Origin of the sequence: Enterobacter sp. RIT418, assembly GCF_003057745.1 — a bacterium.
Classification (GTDB): domain Bacteria; phylum Pseudomonadota; class Gammaproteobacteria; order Enterobacterales; family Enterobacteriaceae; genus Enterobacter.
Genome location: NZ_QBJD02000003.1, coordinates 145,578 through 164,544 on the forward strand (window position 1 = coordinate 145,578; position 18,967 = coordinate 164,544).

General features: G+C 56.1%; 17 protein-coding genes. 9 read left to right on the forward strand and 8 right to left on the reverse strand.

What is annotated here, in order from left to right:
* Positions 1-89: 89 nt before the first annotated feature.
* The 5 genes from DBY73_RS04530 to DBY73_RS04550 all read left to right on the forward strand — a co-directional run bounded on the left by DBY73_RS04530 (position 90) and on the right by DBY73_RS04550 (position 5,070).
* Positions 90-530: a GNAT family N-acetyltransferase gene (locus DBY73_RS04530; RefSeq protein ID WP_112010158.1), complete on the forward strand. Its 441-nt coding sequence runs from the start codon at positions 90-92 to the stop codon at positions 528-530.
* A 141-nt stretch (positions 531-671) separates the two neighbouring features.
* The gene (locus DBY73_RS04535) at positions 672-1,667 is read left to right on the forward strand and encodes an alpha/beta hydrolase (RefSeq protein ID WP_112010011.1); all 996 of its coding nucleotides are present in this window, start codon (positions 672-674) and stop codon (positions 1,665-1,667) included.
* 44 nt (positions 1,668-1,711) lie between these two features.
* The gene (locus tag DBY73_RS04540; RefSeq protein WP_112010012.1) at positions 1,712-2,452 is read left to right on the forward strand and encodes a response regulator; all 741 of its coding nucleotides are present in this window, start codon (positions 1,712-1,714) and stop codon (positions 2,450-2,452) included.
* Complete coding sequence (locus tag DBY73_RS04545) at positions 2,449-3,744, forward strand: ATP-binding protein (protein ID WP_112010013.1); 1,296 nt, start codon at positions 2,449-2,451, stop codon at positions 3,742-3,744. Before DBY73_RS04540 ends, DBY73_RS04545 begins: the two co-directional genes overlap by 4 nt.
* A gap of 135 nt (positions 3,745-3,879) precedes the next feature.
* A complete protein-coding gene (locus DBY73_RS04550; protein WP_112010014.1) occupies positions 3,880-5,070 on the forward strand; it encodes a cytochrome c biogenesis protein/redoxin in 1,191 nt (396 codons plus the stop codon).
* 1 nt (position 5,071) lies between these two features.
* Here the strand turns inward: DBY73_RS04550 and tam are convergent, their stop codons facing one another.
* Positions 5,072-5,830 (reverse strand): trans-aconitate 2-methyltransferase, encoded by a 759-nt coding sequence (tam, locus tag DBY73_RS04555; protein WP_112010015.1) that lies wholly within the window; start codon positions 5,828-5,830, stop codon positions 5,072-5,074.
* An 81-nt stretch (positions 5,831-5,911) separates the two neighbouring features.
* Positions 5,912-6,496, reverse strand: coding sequence for an NUDIX domain-containing protein (locus tag DBY73_RS04560; RefSeq protein WP_112010016.1), 585 nt, complete (start codon positions 6,494-6,496; stop codon positions 5,912-5,914).
* An 85-nt stretch (positions 6,497-6,581) separates the two neighbouring features.
* Between DBY73_RS04560 and DBY73_RS04565 the strand changes: the two genes are divergently transcribed.
* Together DBY73_RS04565 and mgtS are read left to right on the forward strand one after the other, a co-directional pair.
* On the forward strand, positions 6,582-7,343 hold the full coding sequence (locus tag DBY73_RS04565; protein ID WP_112010017.1) for a DeoR/GlpR family DNA-binding transcription regulator: 762 nt from the start codon (positions 6,582-6,584) through the stop codon (positions 7,341-7,343).
* A 163-nt stretch (positions 7,344-7,506) separates the two neighbouring features.
* On the forward strand, positions 7,507-7,602 hold the full coding sequence (gene mgtS, locus DBY73_RS04570) for a protein MgtS (RefSeq protein WP_112010018.1): 96 nt from the start codon (positions 7,507-7,509) through the stop codon (positions 7,600-7,602).
* Positions 7,603-7,671: 69 nt separating this feature from the next.
* Here mgtS and DBY73_RS04575 read toward each other — a convergent pair whose 3' ends face one another.
* On the reverse strand, positions 7,672-8,613 hold the full coding sequence (locus DBY73_RS04575) for a LysR family transcriptional regulator (protein WP_112010019.1): 942 nt from the start codon (positions 8,611-8,613) through the stop codon (positions 7,672-7,674).
* A 99-nt stretch (positions 8,614-8,712) separates the two neighbouring features.
* Here DBY73_RS04575 and DBY73_RS04580 point away from each other — a divergent pair, with 99 nt between their 5' ends.
* Entirely contained in the window at positions 8,713-9,147 is a 435-nt protein-coding gene (locus DBY73_RS04580; RefSeq protein ID WP_112010159.1) for a DMT family transporter, read from the forward strand.
* A gap of 9 nt (positions 9,148-9,156) precedes the next feature.
* Positions 9,157-9,648, forward strand: coding sequence for a DMT family transporter (locus tag DBY73_RS04585; protein WP_112010020.1), 492 nt, complete (start codon positions 9,157-9,159; stop codon positions 9,646-9,648).
* A gap of 324 nt (positions 9,649-9,972) precedes the next feature.
* Here DBY73_RS04585 and DBY73_RS04590 read toward each other — a convergent pair whose 3' ends face one another.
* The 5 genes from DBY73_RS04590 to DBY73_RS04610 form a co-directional block, all read right to left on the reverse strand.
* Entirely contained in the window at positions 9,973-13,704 is a 3,732-nt protein-coding gene (locus tag DBY73_RS04590) for an inverse autotransporter beta domain-containing protein (protein WP_181573201.1), read from the reverse strand.
* Between the two features lie 301 nt (positions 13,705-14,005).
* A complete protein-coding gene (locus DBY73_RS04595; protein WP_112010022.1) occupies positions 14,006-14,926 on the reverse strand; it encodes a bifunctional helix-turn-helix transcriptional regulator/GNAT family N-acetyltransferase in 921 nt (306 codons plus the stop codon).
* 276 nt (positions 14,927-15,202) lie between these two features.
* Positions 15,203-15,295 carry a protein MgtR gene (gene mgtR / locus DBY73_RS04600; protein ID WP_112010023.1) on the reverse strand — a complete coding sequence of 31 codons (93 nt, stop codon included), beginning with the start codon at positions 15,293-15,295 and terminating at the stop codon, positions 15,203-15,205.
* A 21-nt stretch (positions 15,296-15,316) separates the two neighbouring features.
* A complete protein-coding gene (gene mgtA, locus DBY73_RS04605) occupies positions 15,317-18,049 on the reverse strand; it encodes a magnesium-translocating P-type ATPase (protein WP_112010024.1) in 2,733 nt (910 codons plus the stop codon).
* A 153-nt stretch (positions 18,050-18,202) separates the two neighbouring features.
* Positions 18,203-18,898, reverse strand: a complete 696-nt coding sequence (locus tag DBY73_RS04610) for an MgtC family protein (protein WP_112010025.1) — start codon at positions 18,896-18,898, stop codon at positions 18,203-18,205.
* Between the last annotated feature and the right edge of the window lie 69 nt (positions 18,899-18,967).

The following is an 18,967-nucleotide window of genomic DNA, read 5'->3' on the forward strand; positions in this document are numbered from 1 at the left end:
TTTTCATTCTGCCTTCTGCTATGTTGATTTTTACCACACTCCACGCAAGCCTGCTGATATTCATTGGCTTACGCAACATCGAGGACAACATGACCGTAACTATCAGAGCATTGCGCGCAGAAGATTATTCTCGCTGGCGTCCGCTGTGGGACGGCTATACCCATTTTTACGGCTGTAGCCTGGACGAATCCGTCACCGCCTGCACGTGGGAAAGGGCGCTGAACCCGCATTCATCGCTGTTTTGCCGGGTGGCGGAAATCGACGGCAAGGTGATTGGATTTGCCCTCTGCGTGCTGCATGAAGGCACCTGGTCAACGACGCCGATCTGCTATCTGGAAGATCTGTTTGTCGATGAAGCCGCGCGCGGCGCGGGTGCCGGTCAGGCCCTCATCGACGCGCTGATAGCCGAAGGCAAAGCCGAAGGGTGGTCGAAGCTGTACTGGGTAACGCGCGAAAATAACCCGGCGCGCAAGCTGTACGATCGCTTTGGCGAAGCCGACGATTACGTCCGCTACCGCATTTCGCTTTAGCGCCCGCGCGGGTTTGTATCACACTGTATCTGCGCCCGAGAGACATACACAGCCTTGCAAAAAGGGCGCTTTCGCACACATCCGCTATACAAAAACTTGGTGTTATATCCCCGTGAACTCAACGCAATCGGAGATAACACCATGTTTAGCAAATTTGCTTCCTCAACCCTGGCTTTAACCGTTTCACTGGGTACCGTCATGTCCTGCCAGGCCGAAGCGACGGGCAAAGACTTCGCTGCCGCATTTAATCAGGTCCATCAAATCAAGGCGGGCGTTCTGAACGTCGGCTACGTCGATATTGGTCCGAAAGACGGGCAGCCGGTGATCCTGCTGCACGGCTGGCCGTACGACATTCACAGCTACGCTGAGGTTGCTCCCGCGCTGGCGGCGAAAGGCTATCGCGTGATTGTCCCTTCCTTGCGCGGCTACGGCACCACGCGCTTCCTGTCAGATAAAACGCCGCGCAACGGACAGCCTTCGGCGCTGGCAAAAGACGTTGTTGACCTGATGGACGCGCTGAACGTCAGGCAGGCGGTATTCGCCGGTTATGACTGGGGCGCGCGTACTGCCGACATCGTGGCGGCGCTGTGGCCGGAGCGCGTGAAGTCGCTGGTCTCCGTGAGCGGATATCTGATCGGCAGCCAGGCGGTGGGTAAACAGCCGCTGCCGCCGAAAGCGGAACAGCAGTGGTGGTATCAGTTTTATTTCGCGACCCCGCGCGGCGCGGCGGGCTATGCCAAAAACACCCATGATTTTGCCCGCCTGATCTGGTCCCAGGCCTCTCCGGACTGGAAATTCAGCGACGCGACCTTCAGCGCCAGCGCCAAATCCCTGGATAACCCCGACCACGTTGCGGTGACCCTGAGCAACTACCGCTGGCGTTTAGGCCTGGAAAAAGGCGAGCGTAAATACGATGGCTACGAGCAAAAGCTTGCCGCGCTGCCGAACATCACCGTTCCGACGATTACCATTGAAGGCGGTAACAACGGCGCGCCGCATCCCGCCCCGCAGGCCTACGCCAGCAAGTTTACCGGTAAATACGAACACCGCACCTTTGGCGCGACCGTGGGCCACAATCCCCCGCAGGAAGACCCGCAGGATTTCGTTAACGCGGTGATCGACGCGGACAAGCTCTGAAATGTGCTATTTTCAATCCGTTACCCCTCATTCAGGAGCCTGCGGTGGAGCATATTGATCATATCCTTGTCGTCGATGACGACAGGGATATTCGCGAACTGATCGTGGATTATCTTGTGAAGTCCGGCTATCACGCCTCGGGCGCGGCCAACGGCAAAGAGATGCGCGCGGTGCTTGAGAAGCAGCATATTGACCTCGTCGTGCTGGACGTGATGATGCCCGGCGACGATGGCCTGACGCTGTGCCGACAGCTTCGCAGCAGCAGGCATAAAGATTTGCCAATCCTGATGCTGACGGCGCGCAACGAAGACACCGACCGCATTCTGGGGCTGGAAATGGGGGCCGATGACTACGTGGTTAAACCCTTTGTCGCCCGGGAACTGCTGGCGCGCATCAAGGCCATTCTGCGCCGTTTTCGCACCATGCCGCCTAACCTTCAGGTAACCGAGGCGGGGCGGCTGGTGATGTTCGGCGACTGGCAGCTCGACACCGTGGCCCGCCACCTTATTGATAACGAGGGGATGATCGTGGCGCTCAGCGGCGCGGAATATCGCCTGCTGCGCGTGTTCCTCGACCATCCTCAGCGCGTGCTGACGCGCGATCAGCTGCTGAATCTTACCCAGGGGCGCGACGCCGAGCTGTTCGAGCGCTCCATCGACCTGCTGGTCAGCCGCGTTCGCCAGCGTTTGAATGAAGATGCGCGAACGCCGGCCTACATTAAAACCGTGCGCAGCGAAGGCTACGTGTTTACGATGCCGGTGACGATCGTTGAGGCCAGCGAATGAGGTTATGGCCGCGCTCATTACTGGCCAGGCTGCTGATCGTGGTGTTGTCAGGACTGATTCTGGCGAACTCGCTCAGCCTGACCCTGGTTATGCTCGAACGCACGCGCAGCGCCCGCAGCGTCATGCTTGGAAACCTGGAGTATGACGTAGCGACCAGCGTGGCCATTCTCGACCGGCTGCCCGCAGGCGAGCGCCCCCAGTGGCTGGAAAGGCTGCAGCGCAGCAACTACCGCTACGTGCTTGGTCCCGGCGAGCCGGGGGCTGCCACGAAGGATAAGCGCTCGCAGGATGCGATTCGCACCTTAACCGATACGCTTTCTCCTCGCTATCCGCTGACCTTCACGGCCGTACCCGGACCGGTTTCGCACATTCAGGCACATCTTACGCTCGGCGACGGCGAGCCGCTCACCATCGATCTGGTTCCCCGAATGCCGCCCGTCGCCAGCTGGCTGCCCGTGGTCCTGGTCCTGCAGCTTCTGCTGGTTGCGATCTGCTCCTGGATCGCCGTTCGTCAGGTGGTGCGGCCTTTATCGCAGTTTACCCGCGCGGTGGATTCGCTCGACCCGGCGGCGCATTCGCCGATGAGCGAAAGGGGGCCGTCCGAGGTTCGCCGCGCCGCGCACGCCTTTAACGCCATGCAGTCGCGCATTCAGTCCTACCTGCGCGAACGCGCCCAGATCCTGGCCTCGATTTCTCACGACCTGCAAACCCCCATCACGCGCATGAAGCTACGGGTGGAAATGGCGGAAAGCCCCGATCTGCGCGACAAGCTGCTGAACGACCTCGATAACATGTCGCGCCTGGTGCGGGAGGGCATTGCGTATGCCCGGTCATCAGAATCTCTTGAAGAGACCTCGCTCAAAATGGAGCTGAATGCCTGGATCAACAGCATCGCCTGCGACTACCAGGACATTGGTAAAAACGTGCAGTTTCGTGCCGCGGACGAGCGCCTTCCGGTAGTGACTCGCCCGCAGGCGCTGCGCAGGGTGATGACCAACCTGCTGGACAACGCGCTGAAGTTCGGCGATGAGGCGGTTATCGCGCTGGAAAATCACCGGGACAAAATAGTAATTCACGTTACGGACAACGGGCCGGGCATTCCTGACGCGGAGCTGGAGGCAGTGCTGCAGCCATTTTACCGCGTTGAAACCTCGCGCAACCGCGAGACCGGCGGCACGGGGCTGGGGCTGGCGATCGCGGCGCAGCTTACCGCGCAGCTGAAGGGCACCCTGCGTTTGACGAATCGTCAGGAAGGCGGGCTGGACGTGTCCGTCACGCTCCCGCGGGAATAATTGTACGGCTTTGTATCCCGCACGCCATGGATACACGCCCAGACAAAACCCGCCTTTTCGAACACATTCGATACACACCCGCACGGTGAAATGACGTCACTGCAACATCGCAGGTGACGTTTCCGTGAGGTCATTATGTTTCTGATAATTGCGTTTTTGGGCGGGATGGTGAGCCTGCTCAGCCCCTGTACGCTCCCCGTCATTCCGCTGCTTTTTGCCGGATTTCAGGGGCAGCGGCGGCATATTCTGGCGCTGCTTGCCGGGATGGTCGCCATGTTTACGCTGGTTGCGCTGGCGGTGACCGCGGCGAGCGACTGGATCGTCAACGCTACCCTGATTGGACGCTGGGTTGCCCTCGTCGCTCTGACCGCCGCGGCGCTTGCCCTGATTTTTCCGTCCGTTGCCCAGCGGCTTGCAGGGCCTGCGGTCAGCGCCGGAAATCTTCTTAATACCGGCAGCAGCAGGACGCGCGGCGTGACGTCCGCATTTTTAGCGGGGCTTGCCGTCGGCCTGCTTTGGTCCCCGTGCGCGGGGCCGATTTTAGGCGCGATTTTTAGCCTTAACGTTGCCGGGCATTCGGCTATCGCCACTGGATTGCTGCTGGCGGCATACGGCGGCGGGTGCGCGCTGATGCTGGGCCTTCTGGTGGCGGGCGGGCGCAAGATTGTAGCGCCGCTGCGCGCAAAATCGGCGCTGATGGAGAGGCTCCGCCAGGGGGCGGGAGTCGTGATGCTGGCCGCCGTCGCGCTGAATGCCACCGGATTATCGTCGGCGCTCAAGGGCGCGAACGGCGTGGCCGACAGGCTGGAGACCACGCTGCTCAGGCTTGCAAAACCCGCGGCGCCCGCGGTGAAGCTCCAGCCCGTTGTCGAGCCGGTGACCAGCAGCGCGTTGCCGTCGCTGAGCGGGGGAACCGGCTGGCTAAACGGTGACCCTGTCACGTCTGAATCGCTGCGGGGCAAGGTCGTACTGGTTGATTTCTGGACGTGGGCCTGCATCAACTGCCAGCACGCGCTCCCGCACGTGCGCGACTGGGCGAATAAGTATCAGCAGCAGGGGCTGGTCGTGATTGGCGTGCATACGCCTGAATATCCCTGGGAAAAGCCGCTCTCGTCAGTCAAAAAGGCGATCGATAAGTGGCAACTGCCGTACCGCGTGGTGACGGATAATAACTACACAATCTGGAACGCGTTTGGAAACCAGTACTGGCCCGCGCATTACTACTTCGATGCTAAGGGCCAGCTGCGCTACGCGTCGTTCGGCGAAGGAAATAATGAAAAGCAGGAGCAGGTGATTCAGCAGCTGCTGAAAGAGGCGCGCTCGTAGTTCACGGCTCGCGGCGTGCAACCATAAACAGGCGCGGGAAGGCCAGCAGTATTTGCCCGTTTTCCTGGAGCGGATACTGCTCCTCCAGCAGGGCATGATAGCGCTGCAGGAAGCGCTTTTGCTCGCTTTCGCTCAGCTCCTGCAGCCACGGGCGCAGGCCGGTGGCGCTCACCCAGTCGATAATCGCCTGGTGTGACGTCATTTTATGGAAGTAGGTCGTTCGCCAGATATCAACGTCGCACCCGGCGTCCGTCAGGATATCGTAATAGGCATGCACGCCGGGGAGCGGCTCTCTCCCGCGATCCGGATAGCCTTGCTCGTAGGCCACTTCGCGCATGGCGACATGCGTCGGCTCAAGCCAGTTGTCCGGCATCTGAATCGCCAGCACGCCGTTCAGGTGCAGCAGAGAGACCAGGTGCGGAAGAAGATCGTAATGCTCAGGGACCCACTGCAGCGAGGCGTTGGCGTAGATCAGGCTGAGGGGCTGTTCCGGCCGGTACTGGCGAATGTCCGCCTCAACAAAATGGCAGTCCGGCAGCGCTGCGCGCGCCTGTTCCAGCATCGCCGGGGAGTTATCCACACCGGTAACGTGCGCGGAGGGCCACCGCTGTTTCAGCAACGCCGTGCTGTTGCCCGGCCCACAGCCGAGATCGACAACCTTGCTGACGTCATCCAGCGGGACTCTGGCCAGCAGCTCGGCGGCGGGGCGGGTGCGTTCGGCGCCGTACTGCAGGTACAGGGAAGGGTTCCAGTCGGCCATGATTTCTCTCCTTTATGCATCGTCCAGCAAGCATAGCACAGGCAGATACCCGCATCGGGGCAGGTATCTGAGAGCACGCGGTTATAGCAGATCTTTTAGCGCAACGTGGTACAACAGCATGATGGTTTTGCCATCAACGATAAGACCCGATTCGATGCCCCGGAGCGCCTCCTCGAGCGGCATTTCCAGCACGGCGATATCTTCTCCTTCAGCCTTAATCCCGCCGCCAGCGCCGGTTTTGTCCTGGGGATGGTACTCCGCCACGTAGAAATAGAGCTTTTCCGTCACCGAGCCGGGGCTCATATACGCCTCAAAAATCTTCTCGACGCGTGAAACCTTAAAGCCTGTCTCTTCCTCGGCTTCCGCCCTGATGCGGCTTTCGGGATCCATGTTGTCCAGCAGTCCGGCTGCGGCCTCAATAAGATCGTCCGGATGCCCGTTGATAAATACCGGGAAGCGGAACTGTCGGGTCAGGATGACGGTTTTCCTATCGCGGTTATAAAGCAGGATAGTCGCGCCGTTGCCGCGATCGTAGACCTCGCGGCTTTGACGCTGCCATTCGCCCTCGCGCCGCTGCTGGTCGAAGGTATATTTTTTGAGGATGTACCAGTTATCAGACAACACTTCGTCCGCGATAATGCGGATATCTGCACGTTTTGATTGCACGTTGACCTCTCCTTACGTAGAGTAAGCATCATAAACAGCATTTTCGTGCAACATCAAGATAAAACATGCAATGTCGGGAAAACAGATGCTCACCAGCCAGCGAAAGCAATTGATCCTTGAAAAACTGGACGCCGAAGGTCAGGTACAGTCAAAGGCGCTCAGTCTTTATTTTGCCGTATCCGAGGACACCATCCGCCGTGATTTGCGCGAGCTGGCGGCAGAAGGGCGACTACAGCGCGTTCACGGCGGCGCGCTGCCGGCGTCCGCTGCCGTTGCACCGTTTGCGTCCCGTCAGTCGCTGAAGCTGGATGCCAAAAGAAAGGTTGCGCAGCGGGGCGCGCGGCTGATCGCTTCCGGCCAGGTTGTGATGATTGACGGTGGAACCACCACGGCGGAGATGGTGACGTTCCTGCCGCCCGATCTCAACATCACCGTTGTGACGCACAGCCCTAACATTGCGCTGGGTTTGGTCAATCATCCCCTAATTGAGGTGATTCTCATCGGGGGGCGCTTATACAAACACTCCATCGTTAGCGTCGGCGCGGCGGCGGTTGAAAGCATCAGCGCAATTCATGCGGATCTGTTTTTCATGGGGGTTACCGGCATTCATCCGGATGCCGGGCTGACCACGGGAGATTATGAAGAGGCGTGCATCAAACGGGCATTTTCAGGCAGAGCCGCGGAGACGGTGGTGTTAGCCTCACCGGAAAAAATCAACGCAGCGTCTTCGTTCGCGATCGGAGGGCTATCCATGATCAACACCGTGGTGGTTGACGATGATGCGGACCCGGCCTGGATCGAGGCGATAAGAGAAAAGGGCGTTTCAGTGCTGAAAGCCACCGGGTGAAGCGCGGCAGGATGTAACAACCGATCATTGCTTTTGTTAATAATTTACTTACGGATAGGCTTTGTTTAAGTTTTAGGCGATACACTAGGTCCGCTCGTCTGAGTAAACCATTTCATTCATCGCGAGGTATTTCTATCGAAATCCAGTAAAAAGAGGGTTAGACATGTTAGGCAATATGAACGTATTTATGGCAGTTCTCGGAATGATTCTGTTCTTTGGCTTTATCGCTGCCTGGTTAAGCTATAAATGGGACGACTAATGAACGCTGAGTTTCCCCCACCTACGAAGCCTCTCGGATGATTTATTCGGGAGGCTTTTTCTTATGTATTCAATCTGCCTCAGACTGCCAGTAAGGCGGGGAGCCGAACGCATCGAGGTAATAATCAATAATCGCCCGCACGTTTAGCGGCGGATGGCGGCTATTTGGGTAGAGTGCCGCAATGTGCTGCGGCTCGGTGTTGATGGATGCCTCCAGCTCGGGAAGGAGCGCGACAAGCTCGCCGCTCTTTAGCCGGTCCCCAATTAGCCAGTCGGGAAACAGCACGATCCCCATCCCTCCGAGCGCGGCAATCAGCAGCGTTTCAGCATTATTGGATGTCATCAATGGCGAGACGGGATAGTGCACCCATTCCTCACCGCGCCTTCGCAGCAGCCAGCGGTTGGGGCCTGACGACCCGCGGTAGACCAGACATTTATGGCGCGCCAACGCCTCAGGTGATTCAGGCATACCGTGCCTGCGGACGTATTCCGGTGACGCGGCAAGATGATAGAACTGCTGTCCAAACGCGCGCGCATGAAATGAGGAGTCCGTCAGCGTGCCAATTCGAAAAATGACGTCAGCCGGGTCCCGGTGCGGGTCGATGTAATCATCGGTCAGCGTGAGCTCAATGCTGAGCCGCGGGTATCGTTCCGCCAGGCCGGGGAGCGCGGGAGCCACGTGCCGCTGTCCAAAGAATACCGGTGCATTTATGCGGACCAGTCCGGAAGGCTCAAGCGTTCTCTCGTTGAGCTCACGTCGCGCTTCCTCCAGGCTGCCCGCCATGGCCCGCGCATAGCGGACAAAAAGATGGCCGCTTTCCGTCGGGATGATCGCCCGGGTATTGCGATAAAAGAGCTGTTGCCCGAGCGCGTCCTCTAACTGATGGATGACGCGCGAGACCTGAGAGGCAGATATGCCTTCCCGCCTGGCCACCACAGAGAAATTCTGCGTTTCATAGACATCAATAAAAATCAGCAGGGCGCGCATGCTGATATTTCCGGGTTCATTCATTAATGCATATCCTGCACAGGTGTTTAACGCATTATGGCATTTTTCTCATCCATGTTAAGGCGTAATCTTCTCCGCCTGATCAACAAGAGACTGATTGCTATGCAACTGATACTGATTTTAATCGTCATTGCCGGAGGGATGGGACTGTCCGTAGAGGCAGGATTGCTCGGGCCACTGGGTGGGAAGGTCGGTGACCTCTGGGCCACCTTCAGCGTTTTCGGCGTGGGCGCGGCGCTGACGTTTCTGCTGATGCTGTTTTTCAGCCCGCGCAACAGCCCGTCGTTCTTTGCGCAGCCGTCCTGGCAGCTGCTTGGCGGCGTGCTTGGGCCGATTTACGTCATCATCCTGACCGTGGCAACCCCGGCCATCGGCATCGCCATGACCATGATCGGCATCCTGGCAGGCCAGATTTTCAAGAGCCTGATTATTGACCACTATGGCCTGCTCGGCACGCCGCACAGGAAAATTGACGGTAAACGCATCATCGCGCTGATTTTCATCATTGCAGCGCTGGCTTTGGTTGCACAAGGGTAGGGTAACACTATGACTATTATCATGATTCTTCTCACCGTCGTCGGTGGCGCTATGTTAAGCATTCAGGCGGCTATCAACGGCCAGCTGGGCAGCAAGGTCGGGGTATTCAAAAGCGCGTTCCTGACGTTTTCGGTCGGCGCGCTGGTGACGGGGCTGCTGATCTTCTTCTTCGAACCCAAACACGCGCTGACCCTGATGGACGTGCCCAAATGGCAGCTGCTGGGCGCTATGTTTGGCGTACCGTACATCGTCATTATGGTGTTGGCCGTTCAGCGCATCGGCGCGGCAGTTGCCACGGTCGCCGTCATTTTTGGCCAGCTGACCATGAGCATGCTGATCGATAACTTCGGCTGGCTGGGCAATGAGCCGATTCCGTTCTCAATGAGCCGACTCGGCGCCATCGTCTGCCTGGGCATCGCGCTGTTCTTCATTTACGCCAGCAGCAGGTCAAAGGTAGCACCGGTAAAACAGACGTCGCAGCAGGCGGAAGCTAACCAATAGGTTCGGCCAGTCCTGATAGCCATACTTTGAAGGATGACGGATCCGACAGTTACCGGGGATGTTTACCGGTATCTGTCAGATGACATCTGGCTTGATTTGGTAGCAGACTTTGGTCAGGATGGCGCGTCAGGATTCAGCTAACATTCCATTGGTGCGCATAATGTATATTATGTTAAATGAGATAAATTGATGTCTTTGTATCTCTACGTTCCTTGCGAGTTGTTCCCACCTTCCCCATAACGGCACAATCTGTCCGCACGCCAACGGCACGCGGACAGATTTTAGTATTGAAGATTGAAATGATGAGAAAGCCACCAGGTACTGCTAATTCACCGCCGAACAGTTAATGCTTTGGCTGTAACTTAGCCAGTCAATCACGCACTGGTTATTACCCTTCTCTAAATAGTTAAACTTCACGCTGAATTTATTGGTCGCCAGTATAGATTCAACAGTGGGAACCCAGGTGCCATATTCTCCCGCTACCGCATACTGGGTTCCATTCTTCCAGGGCTGACTGAACCAGTTATCGGTCACGGTAATCGGTCCTCTTGATGGCTGACCACGTACGCCAATTGAGGATCGATTGCTGGTACCGTAGCGGCCATAGTCAAACCAGTTTTGCGTCACTTCCATAAACGCACCGGCCCCTGCGGACTGATACTTATGCATGTCAAACTGATGATAAGCGCCGCGCCCGCCACCATTTAACACCAAATTATGATGCGCAGCATATCCCTCGCCGGACTTGCCGCTTCCGGCAATCGAATGTCTGTTGCTGTTAAAAACATTGCACGCCACTTCCGCCGTGGCATTACCGTTTTGTACAACAACGCCGTAACCGAGTTCAGATTTGATATTGTCATGGATATAGCTGTGATGTACCCGCACATTTGATGATGTTTTTACGCTCACCGCTGCCCAGGGCCATCCCCAGAGCTCCATATTATCCACCTCAATATTATGGGCGCCTTCCACCGTCTGGATACCAATCGTGGTATTTTTAGTCAGCGTTCCTTTATACGGTCCCTCATAGCGAATGCCGGACATTCGCGTATTGCTGTCCATCACGATAATCGGGAACTGATTATTCTGTTCGCTCAGATAGGGAATGCTGAGGCGAGCCCCCTCGCTGCCGTCTGATCCCCGGTCGCTGAAAATAGTCGTACCGCTTTTAACAAAAAGCGCATTTTTCGTCACCGGTAATTCAATTTCGACATCGCCCGGGATATAGATATAAGGCGTTCCGGCATCAACCAGCGCCTTCAGCGTCGTATAATCGGTCGCCTCCTGATAATTCACGCTCTCTTTATCGATCTGGTTCGCATAGCCCTCGCCCCCACCCACAACAGAGCACTGGCCACTCACATCCAAAAGCCGGGTGGTAACGACGACGTTCAGCTCCAGCGGTGAGGATAACCGCCCTCTCTTGTCTACGGCCCGGATCGTAACGGGATATCGGTTTTCCCCGCCTACGACAAAGCCCGGCAGGGTCAATTTGAAGGTTCCCTCTTTCTCCGTAATGGTGCCACCGGCAGATTTGAAGGCGGAGGCATCGATCTCGTAATTCGCCACGCCGTACAGGCTCTGCGCCTGCGGCGTCACCTCGGTTGTACTGCCCTCAAAGCCCGTAACGGCCGTATCCGCGGTGATGACGAACGGAGCCTGACTGACGGCGATCGCTATCTGCGTCGGCTCGCTGATATTGCCGTGCGAATCCTTACCGGTAACCGTGACGCTGTAATGGTTGCTTCCCGTCGCCTGCCAGGCGGGCATGACGAAATGATAGTCAGGCAGCGTGCCGGTAATTTTCCCGCCTGCGGCAAGGAAATCCTTCGCGCTGAACTGGACGTCACTTACGGTGGTTCCCTCTGACACCACGCTAATGGTGGCATCTACCGTCTCCTGCTCGGTCCCCGTCAGCGTGCCGGGCGCCGAAACGGCAATGCTGACCGGCTGCACCTCTAACGTCAGGGTGACCGGTGTCGAGGAGCGGCCAGACGTATCCCACGCGACGGCGCGCACGGAATAACGGTTGGTCCCCTCTTTTTTCCATAATGGCAGCGTGAACCGCCAGGCATTTGTACCGTCCTGCGTAATTTTTCCGCCAGCGCTGAAAAATGCCTCACCCTGCCACTCGATGCGATCGATGCCGGACTGGGCGCTGGCCTGCGGCGTAACGACGAGTTCCTCACCCGAGTTGCCCGTCAGGTTTTCATCAAGAACGAGGTTTACGGCCGCGGAGGCCACTGAAACAGTTGCGGTTACCGGCGCGGAACGGTGGTTCTGGTCGTCACCTGCGGTGAGGGTAATAGCATACTGGTTGGAGCCAGAGTCCGACCATGCAGGCAGTTCCAGCCAGACTTTTTCTTTTTCCACGCTGACTTTGCCCCCATGGGCAATAAATTCGGGCGCCTCCCAGTCGAGCCGGGTCACCGCGGTTTTTGCATCAATCGTCAGCGGCAGCGCAATACGCTCCCCCTCATTACCCGCCACCTCTGGCGGAACGGCGAGCACAATAGAGCGGGGTTCAACCACGATTCGGGCTGAGGCGGTGTTCGAAACGTTCCCCTCGCTGTCACTCACCGTCACTTCAATGGGATAACTGTTTTCACCGCCCGCCTTATAAGGAGGCAGAACGGCGCTATAGTTCAGGCTCAGGCTGTCTGCTTTTGCTGCACGCGTCTGAATAAATTTCCCCCCGGCAGCAAGAAATTGAGGCGCCTTCCAGTCAACTTTGCCAATGGTGCCGGTACTGCGAACGTTAAGCCCGATCGCCAGCGTTTGTCCCTCTTCGCCCTTCAGATCGCCCGCCAGCGAGATGTTGACATCCATCGGCAGAACATCCACTTCGACGCGGAACGGTGCAGAAATATTGCCTTTTTCATCAATGGCGCGTCCTTCCAGCAGGTAATGATTACTTCCATTTGTTTGCCATTCGGGCAGCGCGATAACGTAGGCGCCGTTTACATAAGTAATATCGCCACCGGCGGCGAAGAAATCTTCGCCCTGCCAGCCAATCCCGGTTACGGCATAGCGCGAAGAAATGTCCAGGTTTAGCGAAAGCTGGCTGCTTTCAACGCCCGAAACCTTGTGGTGCGGAGCCACGGAAAACAGGCGATCCTTTTTATATTCCAGAACAATGACGTTGTTTCTGTCCACCAGGTCATAGCGGGAGCCCACCAGCGTGCGGTTAAACCGAACGCGGTCCGGGTCAAGCTGCGCTTTGAGCGGCAAGCCAAACTGCCACGAGAAGTTCAGCCCTACGGAAAATTCGTCGCCCCCGCCGCGCGTGTTAACCGTTTTTTGCAGTGAAATTCCCGCCAGCGGTACGGGCGTGTAGTTCAGGCCAAAGGTGAGTACCTGAGGATCTTTCTGGAGATCGTCCGGGCCAAATATACCAACCCGATCGCCATAATATCGCGCCCAGGTGATTTTTCCGCCCAGCTGAGGCAAACGAGGAAGCCAGGCCTCTGTCCGGATATCAAAGCCATTCGCGACGCGTTCGTGATAGTCCGTGATATCGCGCGAGGTTTTCCAGCCGGTGAGCCGGTAATAGCCATTAGCAGAAACGCGAAAGAAATCGCGCGCATACTCAAGACCTGTGCCAAGCCGCTTATGCTGGCGACTGACGTCGTAATCGTAAAACATATTGGCACCGAACATGGCGGAGTCAGAAGGCCAGAATCGATAACCTATGCCGAAATTCGCCATGGTCCTGTCGTCAATCCGCCTTATTCCCGTCTGGGAAAAAAACAGATGGCTGCGGCTGTCGTAAAGGGGCAGTAAAAAATCAAACTCACTGCCATCAAGATGTGCGCTGCTTAAATTCAGCTTTACTCTTGCCGTGCCAAAAGAAGAAAGGCTTTGCTGAACGGCCGAGCTGAATAATCCTGAGGCCATGCTGCCGCCGACGGCGCTGATGCGATCGGCGGAAGCGTCCTGCCCCAATACCTGAGCTAGCTTAGCGCCTGCGCCAGCTCTTGCCTGGAAAAGCGTTTCTTCGCGGCTGATTTCTTCTTCATGGAGCGCGTGATATATATTCTCTCTGGCGTTCATGGTTTGTTCATTTATATTAACTTCACTTTTGGTCGCCAGCGCGGGCTGCATAAAAAGTACAATATAAAGTCCATGTTTTCGTTTAAGAGAAGGCAAACAGCTGACTACCATACCGATAATTGCTCCATAATTTAAATAGTCGCTCTCCATCAATGAGATGAAAGTTCATCCTCACTGGCGACGATATGCAGGTATATATTGTTCATATCCTTCCGGCGTCATCAGACGTACTGGTGCCAGTTAAGGAAAGATCTTCCGGAAGGTATTCCTATTTATTTTCTTCAGAACCGTAAAATGGTCGCTACAATTTTTTCAACATGTATATGTCACAGCTGCCATGGCCCGTATTGCCAAGTCGTGCAGGTATATGCTTGAATCCAAAGGCCTCGTAGAGGCGCACGGCATGCTTCAGCGCGGTAAGCGTTTCAAGATAACAGGCGTGGTATCCCATTTCTGAGGCCTGAGAAAGGATAAAAGCGATCGTTCGTCTGCCCAGGCCCATTCCTTGTACTTCGTTTTTGAAAAATAATTTTTGCATTTCGCAAATGCCTGCTTCTCCGCCCAGCGGCGCGAGTCCCGCTCCCCCGACAATCATTCCATTTGCTTCCACAACCCAATATCCGGCACCGGATTGCTTATAGGCTTCACTCAGGGAATCGAGTTCTGGATCATGGAGACTAACGCCTTCGAGGTGATCGATTTTATTCTCACGAAAGCTATTACGGATAATTTCTGCAATTGCGGCGTTATCCTCTGACTGCAGGCGTCTGATATTAATATTTGATTCACGTTGGCGACGCGCGTTGCGCAAACTGCCTGTAAAGTGCAGCAGAGATTGGCGCAAAATCTGAATTTCTTCCTCAGATGATGAAGCGAGAGCGTCCATAGCAAACCTGTCGGCATTTTCCTCAAGCTTAGAAAGAAGTTGCCTTCCGGCGTCGCTTAATCTGTACTGAGAGGCTCTGCCATCCCGCGCGTCATTTTCCTTAAGTAGGTATCCCTCATCGCTAAGATTCTTTAGCGTGCGGCTCATGCTCGCTTTCTCAACGCATAGCTTCGAGGCCAGTTCAGTACACCCCTCAGGATGATTGCTGAGTTCAATCAGAATATGGCTCTGAAGGGGGGATAACTCCGTTCCGCTTGCTTTACGGCTGAGCATACCCAGTTCTCTGACCATTTCACGCAGTGTGGCGCGGAAAGAACGAATATCTGGCTGTACCATGAACTAAACCCTCATTGATTCGATGGCTTATGATACACAGTTTAGTTAACACCGTTAACTATATTTTTTATCATCCGATTCATATCATGAATACGATTGTGATGCTGGCGCTCTGCGTGTTTGAGTTACGCCTGCCGGCGGCAGCGATACGGCGGAAACGACAGAAAGGCAGCGTCTGTCCTTTTTCAGGCAGACACTGCATCTCATAACAATCCAGAATGGCTTCAGACAAGTCGGTTAAGATGTGTGACAGATCGGCCGTCTACCCTCACCGCCTCAAACGATGATTTGCCAGATAGCCGAAATTAGCATCACTAACCCTGACACCAGGAAAAGCGCAGCGATGATTTTGTCAGGTGACCGCTTCATATCCCTCTCTCCCACCGCACGTCACAGCCACTGGCCAAAGCGCTTTATGTAGACATGCTTCATCCCCTGGGCCACCAGACAGTAGCTCAGCAAGGTTGCCACCAGCCAAGGGAAATAGCTCAACGGCAGCGGCTGCAATCCCACCTGCGCACCGAGGGGTGAGAAGGGAATGTAAATCCCGATCGCCATTATCAGCCCCGTCGTCAGCAGCACCGGCAGCGCCGCGCGGCTCTGGATGAACGGGATCTTCTGCGTTCTTAGCATGTGCACAACGAGCGTTTGCGACAGCAGCCCTTCAATAAACCAGCCGGACTGGAATAGCGCCTGTGCTTCCACGCTGTTGGCCGCAAAGACGTACCACATCAGCGCGAAGGTCGTGATGTCGAAAATCGATGACGTTGGGCCAATCCATAACATGAAGCGCCCGATATTTTTCGCATCCCATTTGCGCGGCTTACGCAGGAACTCTTTATCCATTTTGTCCCACGGCAGCGACAGCTGGGAAATGTCGTACATCAGGTTCTGAATCAGCAGGTGAATCGCCAGCATCGGCAGGAACGGGATAAACGCACTCGCGACCAGCACGGAAAAAACGTTGCCGAAGTTAGAGCTGGCCGTCATCTTCAGATACTTGATGATATTGCCAAAGGTTTCGCGTCCTTTGATTACCCCCTCCTCCAGCACCATCAGATCCTTTTCCAGCAGGATGATATCGGACGACTCCCTGGCAATATCCGCCGCGCTGTCGACGGAAATCCCAACGTCCGCATCGCGCAGAGCGGGTGCATCGTTAATGCCATCGCCGAGGAAGCCCACGGTATGGCCATTTTTCTGCAATGCCTGCAGTATGCGGGACTTCTGCATCGGGGTGAGCCGGGCAAACACCGACCGGACTTCAACTTCACGCGCCAGCAGAGTGTCCGACATCGCTTCAATCTGATCTCCCGTCAGCAGGTTGTGCGGATCGATACCCACTTCAAGACAAATGCGCGTCGTCACGACCGGGCTATCCCCGGTGAGGACCTTCACGGCCACGCCGCTGTCGTTCAGGGCCTGAATCGCCTTTCCGGCACTTTCCTTTGGCGGATCGAGGAAGGTCAGCATTCCTTCAATGGTCAGCCCCTGCTCATCATCCTTACTGAGCGGAACCGGCTGCGCGGAGCTTTCCAGCCTGCGGGTTGCGACCAGCAGCACGCGAAAACCCTGCGCATTGTAATCGTCCGTTTTTGCCAGAAGCAGATCGCGGCGGGTCTGCGTCAGCGCAACAGTCTTGCCGCCTTCGCGAAGATGAGTCGCCACGGAGAGCATCTCTTCAACCGCGCCTTTGCAGATCAGGCTCTTGTCGCCGTGACGGACATCTTCGACGAGCACCGACACGCGACGACGCTCAAAATCAAAGGGAAGTTCATCAACCTTGATAAAGCGTTTCTTCGTGGCCGGGGACACTTTTTCCTCCCCGAAGCGGAGTACGGCTCTGTCCATCAGATTACGCGTACCGCTCTGGTTAGTGCTGTTGAGCCAGGCCAGCATCAGGACCCGATCGCTCTCGGCTCCGGACAGGTCAAGAGAATGCGCGAGGATAATATTATCCTGCGTTAACGTGCCCGTTTTATCGGTACACAGCACATCCATCGCGCCAAAGTTCTGAATCGCATTGAGGCGTTTAACGATGACCTTGCGCCGCGACAGCGCGATAGCGCCCTTGGCAAGGTTCGAGCTGACGATCATCGGCAGCATCTCCGGCGTCAGCCCAACCGCAACGGCCAGCGCAAACATCGAGGCCTCAACCCAGTCACCCTTACTGAACCCGTTAATCAGCAGCACCACCGGCACCATCACCAGCATAAACCGGATCAGGAGCCAGCTGACGCTGTTTACCCCGCGATCGAATGCGGACTGCCTGCGGGTGCCAACGATCGCTTTCGCCAGCGATCCAAACCACGTCCGCTTGCCGGTGGCGACGACAACCGCCTGCGCCCTTCCGCTGGTCACGCTGGTTCCCATCAGGCAGATATTGCCCAGCTCCAGCAGGGATTTATCCTTATCCGGCGACGGCAGCTGTTCGCTGTCTTTGCCCGATACGTTTGCCATGACGTCATATTTTTCAACCGGCAGCGATTCACCGCTCAGAATCGACTGGCTGACAAACAGATCGCGGGACTCCAGCAGCCGCACGTCCGCCGGCACCAAATCGCCGGCGGCGAGTACGACAATATCGCCGGGTACAATCTCCTCAATCGGGATCTCTTCCTGCACCGGCCTGCTTTCTCCCGGCCCCCGGCGCAGCACGGTGGCCCTGGTGCGAACCATCGATTTCAGCGCCTGGGCCGCTTTGTTGGTGCGAAATTCCTGCCAGAAACGCAATAATCCGCTCAGGCTCACCATCGTCATAATAATAATGATTTTGGCAAAGCTCGGTTCCTCACCGTTATGGACCGGGACCCAGTAGTCAGTAAAATAGCTGACCGCCGCCAGCGCTATCAGCACATAGATAAACGGATTATTAAATGCCTGCAGTAGCTGAAGCCATGCTGATGGCGCTTTCTCATGCGCCACCTCATTGCGGCCGCATTTTTCCAGCCGGTACAGCGCCTCTTCGGTAGTGAGCCCGAGACGGGTGCTATTCATGCGGGCCAGCGTGTGGTCCGCGCTGTGGTAAGCTTCCGTTTCAATCAGAAAGCTTTTGCGTTGATGCTTATCATTATCTGACGCAGCCCGGCTTATTTTCCGGTTTTCAATTTTCATGTCAGCCATGATCTATCCCCTAAATTTAAGGCGTCGTTATCCCTGCACGGAATTATCCATGCACAGTTTCCACTCTTCAGCTCGGGTATTACTTTATACGTATGGGAACATCCATCATTCCCTCCTTATGCGCGGCATCGCAGTTTAGTGAGTAATGAGAAATTAATGGCCTTCGCAGCTCCAGCGAACGGAGGTGATATTTTCGTGCCCGCCAATTTTGGACATAATAAGATTCAGCGTTTTCTGATCGTCCACGACGCTAATCAGCTCGGCGCGAATTTCCCTGCGCCCTTTTTCATCCGCAGAAACCGCATCGAGCCTCTGCATACCGATTGCCAGCTCTTTCGCCATATTCAGCAACAGCTGGCGAATAGCATATTCATGGGCGTCATCGCAGATCACGTTCAGGATATAGCGTTTATCTTCATCGGCGGCGCCGGGGATGCGGTTAATTCGCTGCGCCGCTTCGCGAAGCAAAATATTGGCGCAAAGAATAATGAGCGTGGCCCAGGCCGCATTCCAGAACTGTCCCAGACCGCATAACACACCAATCGCCGCAGAACACCAGAGCGTTGCCGCCGTGTTCAACCCGCGCACGTTCATGCCTTCACGCATGATGACGCCCGCGCCGAGGAAGCCAATCCCGGACACAATCTGGGCCGCGATGCGCCCCGGGCTGTCGGGCGACGTCGAGAGTGAGCTAAGAATAAATACCGCGGCGCCCGTGGCAACTAAGGCGTTAGTGCGCAGGCCAGCCATGCGCTGGCGCCACTGTCTTTCTGCGCCAATTAGCGCGCCCAGCAGCATTGCGGCGAGTAAATTTGTAATATCAGGAAACATAAGCATACGTTCCTCCAGATTGTGGAAGAATTGAGTACGTGCTTATTCAGCACACGACAAACGATCGCGACGAAGAGCGACGATTAC

Coding starts and splice junctions, on each gene's coding strand:
- DBY73_RS04530 (WP_112010158.1), top strand. CDS start 90: ATGACCGTAACTATCAGAGCATTGCGCGCAGAAGATTATTCTCGCTGG.
- DBY73_RS04535 (WP_112010011.1), top strand. CDS start 672: ATGTTTAGCAAATTTGCTTCCTCAACCCTGGCTTTAACCGTTTCACTG.
- DBY73_RS04545 (WP_112010013.1), top strand. CDS start 2,449: ATGAGGTTATGGCCGCGCTCATTACTGGCCAGGCTGCTGATCGTGGTG.
- DBY73_RS04550 (WP_112010014.1), top strand. CDS start 3,880: ATGTTTCTGATAATTGCGTTTTTGGGCGGGATGGTGAGCCTGCTCAGC.
- tam (WP_112010015.1), bottom strand. CDS start 5,830: ATGGCCGACTGGAACCCTTCCCTGTACCTGCAGTACGGCGCCGAACGC.
- DBY73_RS04565 (WP_112010017.1), top strand. CDS start 6,582: ATGCTCACCAGCCAGCGAAAGCAATTGATCCTTGAAAAACTGGACGCC.
- mgtS (WP_112010018.1), top strand. CDS start 7,507: ATGTTAGGCAATATGAACGTATTTATGGCAGTTCTCGGAATGATTCTG.
- DBY73_RS04575 (WP_112010019.1), bottom strand. CDS start 8,613: ATGAATGAACCCGGAAATATCAGCATGCGCGCCCTGCTGATTTTTATT.
- DBY73_RS04580 (WP_112010159.1), top strand. CDS start 8,713: ATGCAACTGATACTGATTTTAATCGTCATTGCCGGAGGGATGGGACTG.
- DBY73_RS04585 (WP_112010020.1), top strand. CDS start 9,157: ATGACTATTATCATGATTCTTCTCACCGTCGTCGGTGGCGCTATGTTA.
- DBY73_RS04590 (WP_181573201.1), bottom strand. CDS start 13,704: ATGAACGCCAGAGAGAATATATATCACGCGCTCCATGAAGAAGAAATC.
- DBY73_RS04595 (WP_112010022.1), bottom strand. CDS start 14,926: ATGGTACAGCCAGATATTCGTTCTTTCCGCGCCACACTGCGTGAAATG.
- mgtR (WP_112010023.1), bottom strand. CDS start 15,295: ATGAAGCGGTCACCTGACAAAATCATCGCTGCGCTTTTCCTGGTGTCA.
- mgtA (WP_112010024.1), bottom strand. CDS start 18,049: ATGGCTGACATGAAAATTGAAAACCGGAAAATAAGCCGGGCTGCGTCA.